The 14,936-nt window shown below is 44.2% G+C and carries 12 protein-coding genes and 1 tRNA gene; 7 read left to right on the top strand and 6 right to left on the bottom strand.

Going from position 1 to position 14,936, the window contains the following annotated elements:
• Positions 1–87: 87 nt before the first annotated feature.
• The 3 genes from miaB to ABR189_RS12380 all read right to left on the bottom strand — a co-directional run bounded on the left by miaB (position 88) and on the right by ABR189_RS12380 (position 5,242).
• The gene (gene miaB / locus ABR189_RS12390) at positions 88–1,530 is read right to left on the bottom strand and encodes a tRNA (N6-isopentenyl adenosine(37)-C2)-methylthiotransferase MiaB (protein WP_354660812.1); all 1,443 of its coding nucleotides are present in this window, start codon (positions 1,528–1,530) and stop codon (positions 88–90) included.
• A gap of 525 nt (positions 1,531–2,055) precedes the next feature.
• Entirely contained in the window at positions 2,056–4,776 is a 2,721-nt protein-coding gene (locus ABR189_RS12385; RefSeq protein WP_354660811.1) for a putative phage tail protein, read from the bottom strand.
• A gap of 199 nt (positions 4,777–4,975) precedes the next feature.
• Positions 4,976–5,242, bottom strand: coding sequence for a hypothetical protein (locus tag ABR189_RS12380; RefSeq protein ID WP_354660810.1), 267 nt, complete (start codon positions 5,240–5,242; stop codon positions 4,976–4,978).
• A gap of 406 nt (positions 5,243–5,648) precedes the next feature.
• Between ABR189_RS12380 and ABR189_RS12375 the strand changes: the two genes are divergently transcribed.
• Entirely contained in the window at positions 5,649–6,359 is a 711-nt protein-coding gene (locus ABR189_RS12375) for a response regulator transcription factor (RefSeq protein ID WP_354660809.1), read from the top strand.
• A gap of 88 nt (positions 6,360–6,447) precedes the next feature.
• Here ABR189_RS12375 and ABR189_RS12370 read toward each other — a convergent pair.
• A tRNA-Gly gene (locus ABR189_RS12370) sits at positions 6,448–6,520 on the bottom strand.
• A 455-nt stretch (positions 6,521–6,975) separates the two neighbouring features.
• Here ABR189_RS12370 and ABR189_RS12365 point away from each other — a divergent pair.
• The 4 genes from ABR189_RS12365 to ABR189_RS12350 all read left to right on the top strand — a co-directional run bounded on the left by ABR189_RS12365 (position 6,976) and on the right by ABR189_RS12350 (position 11,183).
• The gene (locus ABR189_RS12365; RefSeq protein WP_354660808.1) at positions 6,976–7,410 is read left to right on the top strand and encodes an RrF2 family transcriptional regulator; all 435 of its coding nucleotides are present in this window, start codon (positions 6,976–6,978) and stop codon (positions 7,408–7,410) included.
• A 54-nt stretch (positions 7,411–7,464) separates the two neighbouring features.
• Complete coding sequence (locus ABR189_RS12360; RefSeq protein WP_354660807.1) at positions 7,465–7,842, top strand: group III truncated hemoglobin; 378 nt, start codon at positions 7,465–7,467, stop codon at positions 7,840–7,842.
• A gap of 68 nt (positions 7,843–7,910) precedes the next feature.
• Positions 7,911–8,267: a DUF488 domain-containing protein gene (locus tag ABR189_RS12355; RefSeq protein WP_354660806.1), complete on the top strand. Its 357-nt coding sequence runs from the start codon at positions 7,911–7,913 to the stop codon at positions 8,265–8,267.
• A 99-nt stretch (positions 8,268–8,366) separates the two neighbouring features.
• Positions 8,367–11,183, top strand: coding sequence for an outer membrane beta-barrel protein (locus ABR189_RS12350; RefSeq protein WP_354660805.1), 2,817 nt, complete (start codon positions 8,367–8,369; stop codon positions 11,181–11,183).
• Between the two features lie 9 nt (positions 11,184–11,192).
• Here the strand turns inward: ABR189_RS12350 and ABR189_RS12345 are convergent, their stop codons facing one another.
• Positions 11,193–11,993 (bottom strand): GLPGLI family protein, encoded by an 801-nt coding sequence (locus tag ABR189_RS12345; RefSeq protein ID WP_354660804.1) that lies wholly within the window; start codon positions 11,991–11,993, stop codon positions 11,193–11,195.
• 158 nt (positions 11,994–12,151) lie between these two features.
• Here ABR189_RS12345 and ABR189_RS12340 point away from each other — a divergent pair, with 158 nt between their 5' ends.
• Together ABR189_RS12340 and ABR189_RS12335 are read left to right on the top strand one after the other, a co-directional pair.
• A complete protein-coding gene (locus ABR189_RS12340; protein ID WP_354660803.1) occupies positions 12,152–13,648 on the top strand; it encodes a sensor histidine kinase in 1,497 nt (498 codons plus the stop codon).
• 1 nt (position 13,649) lies between these two features.
• Positions 13,650–14,333: a response regulator transcription factor gene (locus tag ABR189_RS12335; RefSeq protein WP_354660802.1), complete on the top strand. Its 684-nt coding sequence runs from the start codon at positions 13,650–13,652 to the stop codon at positions 14,331–14,333.
• Between the two features lie 38 nt (positions 14,334–14,371).
• Here ABR189_RS12335 and ABR189_RS12330 read toward each other — a convergent pair whose 3' ends face one another.
• Positions 14,372–14,881, bottom strand: a complete 510-nt coding sequence (locus ABR189_RS12330; RefSeq protein WP_354660801.1) for a hypothetical protein — start codon at positions 14,879–14,881, stop codon at positions 14,372–14,374.
• Between the last annotated feature and the right edge of the window lie 55 nt (positions 14,882–14,936).

Here is a 14,936-nt window from a genome sequence, read left to right as displayed (position 1 = left end):
CCAAACTTCCTGTTACCATTACCGTTTGCAGTGCATAGGACGGATATGGTAAGGAAAGAAGTATTTTTTAGTTATCAATAAATATAGTTATTCCGCATATTCCGGCATAACTACTTTTCCTATTAATGTAGCTGAAGTGCAACTTTCCACTTTCACCCACACATAGTCTCCTTTCTGATGATTATCGCGGGGAAAGATGATCACTTTGTTCTGATCATTTCTGCCAAACACATCTGCTTCAGATCGTTTGGAAGTACCTTCCACCAATACTTTAAACGTTTTGCCCAGGTCCAGCTGCATGCTGCGCTGTGCTTGCTGGCGGTGCAGTTCCACTACTTCTGCCAGCCGTCTTTTTTTAACATCTTCCGGGATATCATCCTGGTAGCGGCGTGCAGCCAGGGTACCAGGGCGTTCGGAGTAATAATACATATATGCGAGGTCATAATGTGCATACCGCATTATGGCCAGCGTATCCTGGTGATCTTCTTCCGTTTCTGTGCAGAAGCCGGTGATAATATCGGTAGACAGGCCGCAGTCGGGCAGTATCTCCTTGATGCGGTCTACCCGTTTCATATACCATTCCCGGGTATAGGTACGGTTCATCAGTTGCAAAATCCGGGTGCTGCCGCTTTGTACAGGCAGGTGAATATAGTTGCAGATGTTCTCGTATTTAGCCATGGTAAACAGTACCTCATCTGTAATGTCTTTAGGATGGGAGGTGCTGAAACGGACCCGCAGTAAGGGACTGATCTGTGCCACTCTTTCCAGCAGCTGTGCAAAAGTAACGGTCTCTTCTGCTCCGGTTGATCCTTCTTCTTTGCCGGTCCAGTAATAAGAGTCTACATTCTGCCCCAGCAGGGTTACTTCCCGGTAGCCATTCTCAAACAGGTCGGTTGCTTCCCGGATGATGGAATAAGCATCCCGGCTGCGCTCACGTCCACGGGTAAACGGTACTACGCAGAAGGTACACATATTGTTGCACCCCCGCATAATAGATACAAAAGCTGTTACGCCATTACTATTGAGGCGTACCGGACTGATATCTCCATAGGTTTCTTCCCGGCTCAGCATTACATTCACCGATTTCTGGCCAGTACCTGCTTCTGCTATCAGGGCAGGCAGGGTACGGTAAGCATCCGGGCCTATCACCAGGTCTACCAGCTTTTCTTCTTCCAGCAATTTGGATTTTAATCTTTCGGCCATACAGCCTAATACGCCTACCAGCATACCTGGGTTGCTCCGCTTCAATTTACGGAACTCCGTCAGCCGCTTGCGGATAGTTTGCTCTGCCTTTTCGCGGATAGAACAGGTATTTACAAGTATTACACTGGCTTCTTCCACCTCTTTGGTGGCGCCAAAACCTTCTCCGTTTAATATGGACGCAACAATTTCACTATCGTTGAAATTCATTGCACAACCATAGCTTTCTATATAGAACTTTTTGGAATATAATAAGGACTCCTGCTCCCCAGAAGAAAAGGCTTCTCCCTGGCGTTGTTCATCATGCACTTTAGTAACCTGATCAAGCATTCCTGACAAATTTAAGGAGTGCAAAAATACATATTTAATATTGAAAAAATGACAGAATGTCAGTGAAGTTGTTATGATGCCCTAACTAGCCGGGAACTTCGCGAAATAGATGCGGTTTTCGGCGAAAAATCCGTTATATTTATCTGTATCGGCCACCTGTAAACGGGTGGCCATCATTTTAGCAGCTTTATTATGAAGGAATCCGTTATGGAAGAAAAGAAAGGGCAAAGCGCCACTTACGGACCTTTGCTGGCACTTTTAGCCGTGGCACTGGCCGCATTTTTAAAACAATGTTATGTGTAAAATCGTTAGAATCTATAAATACAGATGTGGGCAAACTTAGGAAATATCATAAGTATACCTGCTTTTACCTATACCTGGAAAATAATACCCTCATTACATCCTTTCCGATCCCTGCATAAGTCCACTTTATTGTACACCACCGCTACCATACCAGACCAGATAAATTAAATTATCCAGGCAAATCTTTTAGATATGCCCGGATAATGAAGGGGGTACATATTTCTACGTTAACTTATTTCCTGATAACTCCACTGCCCAGGCGGTAGTGGTGAGCTTGGTGAGTGTTGCAATGCCCGCAGGCTTGTCGGTCAGGTTTGTAAATAAGATTTTATCTTTAGGCTGGGCATCCGGGTAAGCTGTATTCATATAAGTATTAGTGAAAAGAGTGCTTGCCACAGACGTTGTATCAATTGTCACATTAGGCCCATAGGTACGCCAGGGACCCCATGTTGAGGTGGCACCATTATACTGCCTTTGCCAGGTGTCTGTTGAATTTCTGAAAGCATATGCGATTTGCATTTTGCTGCCATCTGTTGAATACTGGTTTTGGGTCACTACAAACCAGAACCCTGCTGCAGCGGTTACAGGAGGAGTATTTGCTGCTGAAGCATTATATAATCCCCAGTTATTATATAGGATAGTATTAAGGTCGCCTCCAGTAGGGACATACACCCCTGATTTCATAGTATCTACGATTGTATCAAGGGGAGTATTTACACTATCAAGCATCTTAGCCCAGCCTTGTCCTGTTCCGGCTATATTAAAATGTTGGTAGTATAGATCACGGGAGGTGGTGTTTTTAAAAAGGCTGAACCCCCTTCTGAAATCAATACCATTGAAATTGAATGCCTGTCCGAGATTCGTGGGATAATTAATGGACGTACCTCCTGAATCTGTTACTACCTTGGTTACTACAGCTCCGGACACTAATGAACCTTCTAACAATGCCCCATTCAATGCAGCATTTGACGCTCCTTCCGCTGAAACCTTTAATCCGCTTTCCAACGTTTTCCATACCCCCGGTGTTCCATCTGTAGTACATATCCATCCAAATGTATCCGACCCTGCTGTATCATTTAACAATAACTGACCTCTTTTATAACTGCCTGCTACAGGGATTTGCGTAGCAAAGTTGTTATCTGATGAAAATTCATTCCATATGCCATTACTGCCATATCCATCAATATTCAGGATATCAAATGAGTGAATCCTGAATTGATGTTTGATTGGCTGGCTATCATCCCTGCCTGCTATAATGATCTCTACTTTTTGTATTGCCTCATTTACCGTGAAATAAAAATCAGTCGGCCTGTCTGCATAATATTCCCTGTAAACACCACCATAATAACCAGGAGCCCAGCGCATCGTAACTCCCTGCATATAATCCAGGTAAGTATTTCCAGTCCTGATTTCCCCATTCAGGTCGTAGAACTTCAGACATACTTCATGTGGATAACCGGCTTCCACATTTGCTGTGAGAATAAACCTTTTCTGAAAGGTGGTATCTAGATACACGCAAAGAGCGTTGCCAGCAGGTACCTGCACATAGTCCGCTCCTATTGCAGGATTTATACCCAGGCTGGTATTTGGGTTTATTTTTTTATCCCGTAATCCTCCTCCATGCATTACATGCAAACCAGCTATGTTCAAGGCTGTGGCATCATACCACACCGCTTTATTGGCAAGATTCCCACTTGCAAAAATTGTTCTGCCCTGTCCTATTTCAGAGAGCTTTATTTTGCTGGTCCGGGTAGATATTTTATTAGTAGCATTATCGCTCTGGTCATCTATCAGCTCTGATAAGCGGGTATACGGATAAGCACAAAAACCCAGATAAACTTCATTCCCGAATGCGGCTGATAAACAACGGATAAATACTTTTGAATTTCCTTCATGCCGTGCATCATAGAAGGCATTATATCTTCCTCCTTCGATGACTACTGGAATCGCCTCTACCTGCTCATTTTGCGGAGACTGAAGCTCAAAGCAGGTCTTGTAAAAATTTAAATTGTCGGAAGAATAATCCTGACCAGTTATGCATACCCCATACCTTGATTGATCAGTAAAAAGGTTGCCTCCACAGCCAATCCGGTTAATGTAAAAAGCGCATTCCGTAACAAATGCAGTGGGTAATGCCTGATCCTGTATTCCCTGGAATGCCTTGATGTCCAGGTTATTGACCATACTGGCCTGATCAGATACTATATTAATACCTATTTTATTGGAATCAATATCAATACCAGTTATTTTAGAGTAGCTAAAGCCTTTTGCCAGGCCTGCACATTCAAGACCGATAGTAAACCCGTAAATATTAACCACATCTATGTCACAGCGGTAAGCATTGATAAATTGTATTCCTTTATAACCGGCAACGGACCAGTCAGCAACTTTGTTTTTGGCCCATAATTTATAAGTGAGGTATTGCTGTAATTTTCCTGACTCCCCGATTTTCATAAATACGCCATTCACTGTTCCCGGACCTGTTTTATAAACGGGGGCGTCCATTATTATGCCGTACCCCATACCAAAGTCAAGATCTCCGCTGCATAAATATCCAAGGGACTTGGGGCTGGCAGGAAAATACAATACATTTTGTGCAACATTAACAGAGGCTGGCAGTAATACTATTGATTGCATGTATGCAATGGCCTTCAGTATAGCTGCATAGTCATCAGTTCCAGTAATACTTGCATTTGCATCTCCTTTAGCACCAAACCATTTAACATTAACCGGACCACTAAAAATCCTTTTCCATCTTCCGGGGATATTGTCTGTTCTTTTGATGATGGTGCCCTGATTGTCGTCTTCTGTACTGGCAGCGTCCCAGTAAAACTCACCACCACCACCATCGCCAGGCAGATAATAACCAAGTACAAATGCTAAGTCGTTGGAAGAGGGTGGGGTAGAGGCTGCTTTCATAGCGCCTATCGAAGTAAACTCCATAATTGAAAATTAAAATGAATGAAAATTGGTTAACACTACGAATCTCACGATAGTGTACGTTGTGTACTTGCGTGGTATAAATGAAGGGAAGTAATTCTAACCGGCAGAGAGCCGGAACTTTATTGAGAAGAAACGCGCAGTAATTATTCAGGGTTTATATAAATGCGAATCACAAAGCAATGTATGCAAATAAGAGGTATTAATGATCATTTTTCTTCTTCGCACCCACCACTACCGGCGTAATAATCTTCATACGGTCTATCTCAATTTTATCAGCCAGGGTAACCAGTTCCTCAATAGAAAATAAAGCCGGCTTTTTCATCTTGGCAAGAAACTGATAATAATGCAAATTCAAATCCTTCGCCACAATAGACTTGGGCACTATCTCGATAAGTTCCTCAATAGTACTGATCTTGCCCGCCTCCATCAGCATCTTGACAGTATTATATCGTTTATCCTTTGCCATTGCGCCAAGGTATAAACTATGTTATTATATTAATTAAAATATTTATTTTATTAAATGTAATATTTCATATTTTAAATAATTTAGTTAAATTTAGAACTGACATTAAACCTAAACGCTATAACTTATTAATTGTTAGCTTTGCGGTCCCAGAAAATATTATGACTGCATTGCCATCGTAAATGTCCGGTTTCAGACCCCTAGACAAGGTGGAACCGGCAACAGAAGGCGATGCTCATGCTTAAAAGCGTGAGCTCGCTTGTTTACGCCTGCCTTGTCTAGGGGTCCAGGTATTGCAAGTTGAGCTTCATGCTTTTAAGCTTTTTATGCCTGGAACGCCCGTTTCTCTGCTTGCTGAATTCTTCCGCCATATCTAAGCCCATCAACCAGCTAACCAACCCTAAATTATATGAAAGCTGTGATCCTCTATGTGGAAGACGATGAGTTTTTTGCCAGAATGACCATCCGTTATTTAACAAGGGCCGGTTTTGAAGTGATACATTGCCTGGATGGTGTAGCCGGCTGGGAGGTATTTCAAAACGGCCGGTTTGATGCCTGTATCCTCGATATTGTAATGCCCGGGAAAAATGGGTTTCTCCTCGCTAAAGAGATCCGGAAAACAAACGACAACATCCCCATCATTTTTACCTCCGTACGCTACCTGGAACAGGACCGGATCCATGGCTATGTGATCGGGGGAGATGATTACCTGATAAAGCCCTTTAACCTGGAAGAAATGATACAGCGGGTAAGCGTATTCCTCAGGAGAAGTAAAACTCCCGAATCGGATCAACGCCTGCAGTACAAAATAGGAGCGCTCACCTTCGACTATAGCGAAATGAGAATTGTCCACCTGCCTTCCAATACGACGATTCAATTACCTCCCAAAGAAGCAGCCTTGCTCAGGTTCCTTTGTGAACATGCCAACAAAAAGCTGGAAAAGAAATATGTACTGAATGAGGTATGGGGCGATGATGATTTCTTTGTAGGCCGGAGTATGGATGTTTATCTCACCCGCTTACGCAAACATTTTTCACTGGACCCCGGAATAAGACTGGAAACTTTTCATAGCAGAGGGCTGATGCTCATAACTACCGATGGTGATGTGAGTGCATCCTGAATGGCCTCAAACGTAACCCTTCAAAATCCCAGCGCTGCAAACAGTGCTAAAATTTTAATACCCGCCCTCAGCGGACGGGTATTTTCAGAGCGGAAAACGAGACTCGAACTCGCCACCTACAGCTTGGGAAGCTGTCGCTCTACCAGATGAGCTATTTCCGCATTTGTCAAGCCGTTTTACCTGGTAAACCGGCATAAGGTGCTTAGCAGCAGACAAATATACAAACATATTTATTTGTTTTCAATTTAGTTATACACAAATAATTGGTTCCTCCAGGCATGTCCTATGCATCCCGACTCATACCAGTATAGCTGCTTAGGGATAAACCGTAGATAAACCATACATAAACCATAGATATCCCGTAGATATTCCGACCAGTTACATTGTCGGGATATCTACGGGATATATACGGGACATATACGGGATATCTACGGGATATCCCTATGCAAACGTAGATCCATAGCAGGGTTTGGTCTAGTCCTGGTATAGGTTTACACCTTTTGTTAATAAATCCTGAAAAAAGTTTACAAAAAGCGGGTACCCTCGAAATAATAAAAGATTAAAAACTCTTTTACTTTTCAGATAATGCCTACCTTTGGAAAATAAAGGCAAACGAATGTTTTCAAAAACTTGTGAATACGCCATACGGGCCATACTGTTTATAGCGCAGAAATCGAAGGACGGAGACAGGGTAGGCATTAAGGAAATAGCACATGGGACAGACGCTCCTGAGCATTTTATTGCTAAAATACTACAGGATCTGAGCCGCAGAGGGCTGATTCAATCTGTAAAAGGCCCCAATGGGGGCTTTTTCCTGGACAAAGCCGCGCTCCGGTTTTCACTGGCAGATGTGGTAAAAGCGGTGGATGGAGACCGGCTTTTTTCCGGTTGTGGTCTGGGGTTAAAACAATGTTCTGAAACACACCCCTGCCCAATTCATCATGAGTTTAAGAAAGTAAGGAAAGATATCCTCAACATGCTGGAAAAAGCCAAAGTGGGAGAGTTCCATGAACAATTAGAGAAAAAACTGACTTTTCTGAAACAACAATAATTTTTTACCCTCCTGGTATTCACACCCGGAGGAAGAGGAGGCAATCGTCATTTTATGAACAGTAAAAAAGATATTACGGAGCTGGACGACATAAAATTGCTGGTAGATACTTTTTATCAGCAGGTGCGGGAAGATGAGCTGTTATCTCCCATTTTCAACGGCATTATTAAAGACCGCTGGCCGGAACACCTGGAAAAGATGTACCGGTTCTGGCAAACTGTTTTGCTGCAGGAACATACTTACTTCGGAAGCCCTTTTCCGCCACACGCCAAACTGCCGGTAGAGCAACTGCATTTTGATACCTGGCTGAAACTCTGGAAAAGTACCGTAGATGCTAATTTTGAAGGGGAGAAAGCGGAGGAAGCAAAGTGGAGAGGTGATAAGATGGCGCTCATGTTCCTATCTAAAATTGAATATATCCGGGGCAATTAAGTCCTTCTGGCAGCAATGGCCTGGATAGCTCCGGATATGCATTGTAACAGCACCCAAACCCTGTTATTATGATAACGATAAAACGGATTTATGAAGCCTACGACCCGCATGATGGTTACCGTATACTGGTAGACCGCTTATGGCCCCGGGGTGTAAAAAAAGAAACCGCGCATATTGACGAGTGGATGAAGGATATTGCTCCTTCTCCCGGCTTAAGGAAATGGTTTGACCATGATCCGGCAAAATGGGCGGTATTCAGTAAAAAATATGATGCAGAACTGGATGCCAATGCAGCAGCGGTAGCAGCCATGAAAAAATGCGCGAAGGAACAGGAAAAAATTACTTTGCTGTATGGCGCCAAAGACGAGGAGCATACCCATGCACTAGTACTGCAGCAGTTTTTAAAAAAGCATAGGATCACCTGAATTTATTAACCTTCCTTAACATTAAAGCAAGACTTGTTAACCTGCTTTTGGGGGTGGCCTGTGTAGTTTCGTAACCTGTTTACGAAATATAAACCTCCCATGCATAAATACTGCTTACTGCTGATTGCCTGCTCTTGCACGCTGACTACCTATGCGCAGCAAAACGGATCTGTTAAAGGCACGGTATCAGATACCGCTGCCGGCCACCCCATAACTTCCGCTACCATTACGCTCCTGAAGAAAGATGCTTCCCTGGTCAGTTTTACGATGACGGACAATAAAGGCAATTTTGAACTTACCGGTATTGCTGCGGGGGAATACCGCCTGCTCATTACCCATGTCAACTATCATAATACCAGCAGGCAGATTACCATCAATACTGCCACTCCCCATATCCGCCTGCCAGACATCGTACTTCACGATCTGAAAAGAACACTGCAGGAAGTGGAGGTTACTGCAGTAGCACCTCCGGTAACATTGGTAGGGGATACTATTCAGTATAATGCCGGCTCATTTAAAACAGTGCCTAATGCAAGTGTAGAGCAGCTGCTTAAAAAGCTGCCCGGCATACAGGTCGAAAAAGATGGTACCGTAAAGGCGCAGGGACAAAAAGTAAACCGGGTACTGGTAGATGGGAAATCATTTTTTGGCACGGATCCCAAGATGGCTACCAAAAACCTGCCTGCTGATGCGATAGATAAAGTACAGGTATTTGACCGCCTCAGTGATGCTGCCCAACTCACGGGCTTTGACGACGGCAACAGTGAAAAGACTATCAACCTGCGGCTGAAGGAGGACAAAAAGAAGGGGATGTTTGGTAAGGCCAGCGCAGGGGCCGGGTCTGATGGCAGGTATGAAGGACGTTTTAATGTCAATTCATTTAAAGGTGCGCGGCAATTATCTGCACTGGGCATGGGGAATAATACAAATGCAGAAGGCTTTTCCTTTATGGACCTGATGAATTTTTCCGGAGAGCTGGACCGCCTGCGCCAAAGTGGTGGGGGCGGTATCAGTCTGGCCCTGAAAGTGGATGGCCCTGCTGCTGCTATGATGGGAAATAACAACGGCGATGGTGTCAAAACGATCTGGGGAGGCGGGCTCAACTATAATAACAGGATCGGGAAAAATACAGACTTCACCAGCAGCTATTTTTACAACCGTTACAGTCCTTATCAGGAAAGCAGGGTGCAGCGGCAATACTTTTTGCCTGATTCTTCTTATTTCTACCATCAGGATGCTGCGAGCTATAACCTGAATAATAGCCACCGCCTCAACCTGAGTGCAGATATTAAGATAGACTCTTTTCATTCCATCAAAATAACCCCTTCACTGGGCTACCAGGAAACGCGCAGCAGCAGTAAGAGCAGCTATGAAACCTTGTCGGAAGATCAGCAGCTGGCCAACCAGGGCTTTAATAACAGCAAGACACAGGGGCATGGCTCCAATTTCAGTAATGAGGTGCTGTTCAGAAAAAGATTCCGGCTGAAAGGCAGAACATTTTCGCTTAACCTGCAAACCAGTGTTAACAACAGTGCCAGCAGTGGCAACCTGTTTACCGTAAATCAATTTTATAACCGCCATCCATCATGGCCGGTACAGGATACTATTCACCAGACCAATCATGTTTCAAGTAGCCTGAATAGTTATAATATACGGGCAGTATATACCGAACCGGTGTTTAAACATTCCCTGCTGGAATTCAGTCTTGGTAAGAGTAACACCCACAGCACAGCGGATAAGGTTACCTATGATTATAATGCCAAAAATGGCCGCTTCGATCAACCGAATGATGCGCTGACCAATAATTTTGAAAATACCTATGGCTATACAAATGCCGGAATCCGCCTGCGTACCCAGCAGAAAAAATACAGTATAGCTACTGGCCTCAATTGGCAGCAGGCGGCCCTGAAAGGGACGGTGATTACAGGTGTTAAGGATACTGTGGTCAGCAAAACATTTTACAACCTGTTGCCTGCTTTCCGGTTTAAATATGATTTTACCCGCTACCGTCATCTCAGTATGAACTATGCTACCTTTACCACACCGCCTGATATATCTCAACTACAGCCGGTGCCGGACATTACCGATCCGCTCAATATCCGGGAAGGTAATCCGGATCTGCAACAGGAGTTTACCCATGCCTTGCAGTTAAGTTTTATATCCGTTAATCCTTTCCGGAACAAGAACCTCTTTGCATTTTTCAACCTGCAGGAAACACAGCATAAAATCGTGCATGAGGATACCGTGGATACGCTTGGCATTAAACGTACCCGGCCGGTAAATGTGAATGGTGCTTATAATATGACGGGTACAGTGAGCCTGGGCCTGCCGTTGCAGGTAGTAAAAGGTACAGTTAACTTTAGTAGCAATATGGGATATAGTAAAACAAAACAGTTTATCAATACCGTTCCTAATACTATTGGGGCCTTTACCCTGGGGCCTGCTGTGCGTGTTGACATCCAGCCGTCTGATAAACTGGATCTGTCACTTAGTGCAGGATTGAATTATAATAAAACCAGCTATTCACTGCAGCCTGCATTGAATGCACGTTATTTTTCGCAGCAATATGAAAGCATTATTAACTGGCAGTTGCCTGCGGATTTTTATTTAACTACCAGTTTTACCTATACGATTAACAACCAGCGGGCTACCGGTTTTAATGCACAGATACCATTATGGAATGTGGCTTTCAGCCGTCAGTTCCTGCGTTTTAACAGGGGAGAGCTTAAGTTGAGTATATATGATCTGTTGAATGAAAATGTGGGCATCAGCCGTACCAGCAATCAGAACTATATTGAAGATAACCGGACTAAAAATCTACAGCGGTTTTTCCTGCTGAGCTTTACTTATAGCCTGAGCAAAAATGGCCTGTCGAACGACAGGCCGGGTGGTGGAATGCGTATCATCAGGCAGTAAACAGGCTGTTTACGGGTGGGTACTGATTGTGCTGGCCCCGCCCATATGTTGTTGCCCCATGTTTTTCATCAGTTTATCCTGTTCAGCTGCGAAGGCTGCTGCGGTAATTTTTTTCCCTTTTGTAGGTGGTTTAACAGCAGATACATCTGCGTGGGTATTTACCTCCATCGCCTGGTAAATGGTTTGCCCATCGTTGATGTCAACAAGCAATATCAGGCCAGGTAATTGCCCCTGGTATTCCGGTCCTGCAGGTACCGGCACCGCTAGTGTGAACCAGGCAGTAATACGGGCGGTGTCTGCTATTTCCTGGCGTTCCAGCTGCCCGTTGTTCATGGACGTGGACGTACGCTTACCAATGCGCTGTGCTATCGCTTTATGACAGGGATAATTAAGGATGGTGCTGGTTTCGCCGGTTAGCTTCCAGGACAGTTTTTGTATGCTGTCGGTAATGATATAATTCCTGGTGCCCAGCTCGCGTTGTGCTATTACCTCGCCTGTGGTAAAATTGGTATAGGTGATATCATTGGCACCTGCTACCATAAAATGGACCTGCAGGCCATTTTCATCAGCAAGCGGATCTTCCGGAATTTGTTCTTCCGCAGTGCTGCGGAGGGACTGATTATTGTTAAACAACACCTCCAGCCTGTCTTTCCGGGAGTGGGGCAGGAGCGATTCCATTTCATGCGCCATTCCCTGCATGGTGATATGCAGCTGTACCGTGCGCTCGTATAATACCCTACCTTGTTTTTCCTGTCCATTGGCAGTAAACAACAGCAGCTCCATGAAAAATGTAAAAACGGTTCTTTTCATATGCAGTGTTTTAGGAGAATAAAGCTATCCCGTTATTACCGGAAGGGAGGTTAACATGCCTTGCTTTAATGTTAATTAAGGTTAAAGCTCCTGTTGTCTGGAAAAAGGAAATGATACATTTGCAATAGCATGGCTTTTTAAACTATGTGATCCAACAGGTGAGATACAAATTGTCCATACCCATCACTGCTTTTCTGATTGTGATTACCATTCTGGTGATCACCGCTTTTCAGGCATATTGGCTGAATAACAATTACCGGGACGAAAAAAGGTTGTTCACTGCCCGTACCAATGTGCTTTTCCGGGAAACGATCTTCCGTCTTCAGGCATCCAAGTTGAAGCTGGATACCAACATCAATATCCGTATGCAGGACCGGGGCGGTGTAATCGGGATCTCTAATGTGCTGCGAGACGATATACAGGATTCCTTACCGGAAAGGCCCAGAAGTAAGCATACGGTGCTTTTTGCCAGAACGGTTCCTACCGCTGCCCGCATAGACACTTTTAATGTACAGTATAACACGGCTACTGCCAGGGGGCCTGTGGATACCAGGGTGGTTGAGTTTCTGGCAGATGTAGACTCTCTCCGTGCTTCGATTTCGGTGCAGGAAATTGCGGATCGCTATGCTAAAACACTGGCAAGGGAAGGGATCATGGTGTCTTTCCGCATTGATACGATTCCGATGGATACCGCGCAATATGCAACCACCTATTTTCCGGAAGAGCTTGAAAGTAATATGGTCACGATTGGTTTTACCAATCCTGTCAGGTACCAGGTATTGTTTAACAACAACACGTGGTACCTGTTGCAGCGTATCAGCCAGCCTATTCTTATTTCTTTCCTCCTGCTGGGCGTAACGGTGTTGTCTTTTCTGTTGCTGTACCGGAACCTGAAACAGCAGCAAAAGCTGGCGCAGCTGAAGAATGATTTTATCAATAACATGACGCATGAGTTGAAAACACCTATTGCCACGGTGAGTGTAGCCATCGAAGCCTTACGGAATTTTGATGCTTTGGAAGACAGGCAGCTTACCAATGAATACCTGGACATCTCGGCAAATGAAATGCAAAGGCTGGGGCAGCTGGTAGATAAAGTGTTAAAGCTGTCGATGTTTGAGAACAAGGAAATTGCTTTGAATAAGGAAGAATTTGACATAGCAGCGCTGGCAAGAAGTGTTATTACCTCTATGAAACTGCAGTTCGATAAGCAACATGCGGTAACGGCATTAAAAATGACCGGAACCAATTTTGTCATTACGGCCGATAAACTGCATATGACCAGTGTGCTTTACAACCTCCTGGATAATGCATTGAAGTATACTCCCAAAGAACCGGATATCCTGATACATATTATTGACCATAAAAGATTCCTGGAAATACGTATAACCGATAACGGGATAGGGATTGCCAGGGAGTATGAGCGGAAAATATTTGAAAAGTTCTTCCGCGTTCCCAGCGGCAACCGCCATAATACCAAAGGCTACGGTCTTGGCTTAAGTTATGTGTCGCATATTGTGCAAAGACATATGGGTTTTATAACAGTCGAAAGCGAGCTGGGCAAAGGCAGTACTTTCTCCATCAAACTTCCTTTTGCGGAAGCCCCCGTGATTTATTATGATAAAGGCCGGCGGATCGTAAAGCTTAAAATAGGATAAGATGAACAGTACGATTTTATATGTTGAAGACGAATTATCCCTGGGCAAAATTGTGAAAGAAAGCCTGCAGCGAAGAGGTTTTGAAGTAGTATTGGAAAGTGATGGCGCTAAAGCCCTGGCCTTGTTTAAGCAAACCCGTCCGGCAGTGTGTGTACTGGATATTATGCTACCTAATAAGGATGGCTTTGAAATAGCTGAAGAGATACGCGCCCTGGATCCGCAGGTACCTATCTTATTCCTGACCGCGAAAACACAGACGGCCGACCTGGTAAAAGGATTTACACTGGGAGGGAATGATTACATCCGTAAGCCTTTTAGCCTGGAAGAGCTGATTGTGCGCATTGATAATGTGTTGCGCAAAACAGGCAGGCCACTTGCAGCACCTGCGGATCATATTAAGATAGGTAAGTTCAGATTTTATACCAACCGGCAGGTACTGGTCAATGGGAGGGAAGAAAAGAAACTATCGTACCGGGAAGCTGAATTGCTGAAACTATTGTACGAAAACCGCGATGGGATCATTGACCGGAAAAGTATTCTCAACCTGCTTTGGGGCAATGATTCCTTTTTCAACAGCCGCAACCTGGATGTATATATCACCCGGTTGCGGATGTGTTTGAAAGAAGATGAAAACCTGGAAATACTAACGATAAAAGGAGTAGGGTACCGTTTTGTACTGGATTAAATACCCGTTTTTATACTACCCGTTTAAAAACGGGTATATCAGCTGCTTACGGTCTTTTGGAGCTTTGTAGCCAGCCAGCTTTCTTTAATAGGAATCAGCCAGCGGGTTTCCATTTCCTGTTTGGTAAGTACTGTATTATTCAGGTAAATAGTGTCTTCACTGATAAATCCCTTTTCTATGCCATAGTTAAGTTGGGCCAGTGGTAATAGCTGTACCTTATCTTCTACGAGGAATGCCAGCAGGAGGCGGTCAAACAGGTTTACTGCATATTGGCGTTCCATACTTTTAATGATCCGCACAGAGCTGTCTGTACTGCATCCGCTTACCATGGTTCTGGATTCGTCTGCCATCAGTACAATCACCTGATTAAACAACAGTTTGCCCCATCCGGTTACTTCATCACCGTGTGCATTCCACTGCGCGGTAAACTGATCCAGTTGTTCATTGATTTCCAGTGCTTCCTGCTCGCTGAACGGGCGGTTACTTTGATATATCCATACCCTTGAAGCAGGGGAGAAGTCTGCAGGTAATATATTTTTAATATCCATGGTACAAAGGTACTAAAAACATTTTTCAGGCAATGCGCCACGCAAATTGAGCTGA

This window comes from Chitinophaga sp. H8, assembly GCF_040567655.1.
Classification (GTDB): Bacteria; Bacteroidota; Bacteroidia; order Chitinophagales; family Chitinophagaceae; genus Chitinophaga; species Chitinophaga defluvii.
Note: the sequence above shows the minus strand (reverse complement) of the source record. Positions and strands in the feature narration are given on the sequence as shown.

Coding starts and splice junctions, on each gene's coding strand:
- ABR189_RS12380 (WP_354660810.1), bottom strand. CDS start 5,242: ATGGCAAAGGATAAACGATATAATACTGTCAAGATGCTGATGGAGGCG.
- ABR189_RS12360 (WP_354660807.1), top strand. CDS start 7,465: ATGAACAGTAAAAAAGATATTACGGAGCTGGACGACATAAAATTGCTG.
- miaB (WP_354660812.1), bottom strand. CDS start 1,530: ATGCTTGATCAGGTTACTAAAGTGCATGATGAACAACGCCAGGGAGAA.
- ABR189_RS12365 (WP_354660808.1), top strand. CDS start 6,976: ATGTTTTCAAAAACTTGTGAATACGCCATACGGGCCATACTGTTTATA.
- ABR189_RS12385 (WP_354660811.1), bottom strand. CDS start 4,776: ATGGAGTTTACTTCGATAGGCGCTATGAAAGCAGCCTCTACCCCACCC.
- ABR189_RS12345 (WP_354660804.1), bottom strand. CDS start 11,993: ATGAAAAGAACCGTTTTTACATTTTTCATGGAGCTGCTGTTGTTTACT.
- ABR189_RS12375 (WP_354660809.1), top strand. CDS start 5,649: ATGAAAGCTGTGATCCTCTATGTGGAAGACGATGAGTTTTTTGCCAGA.
- ABR189_RS12355 (WP_354660806.1), top strand. CDS start 7,911: ATGATAACGATAAAACGGATTTATGAAGCCTACGACCCGCATGATGGT.
- ABR189_RS12350 (WP_354660805.1), top strand. CDS start 8,367: ATGCATAAATACTGCTTACTGCTGATTGCCTGCTCTTGCACGCTGACT.
- ABR189_RS12335 (WP_354660802.1), top strand. CDS start 13,650: ATGAACAGTACGATTTTATATGTTGAAGACGAATTATCCCTGGGCAAA.
- ABR189_RS12330 (WP_354660801.1), bottom strand. CDS start 14,881: ATGGATATTAAAAATATATTACCTGCAGACTTCTCCCCTGCTTCAAGG.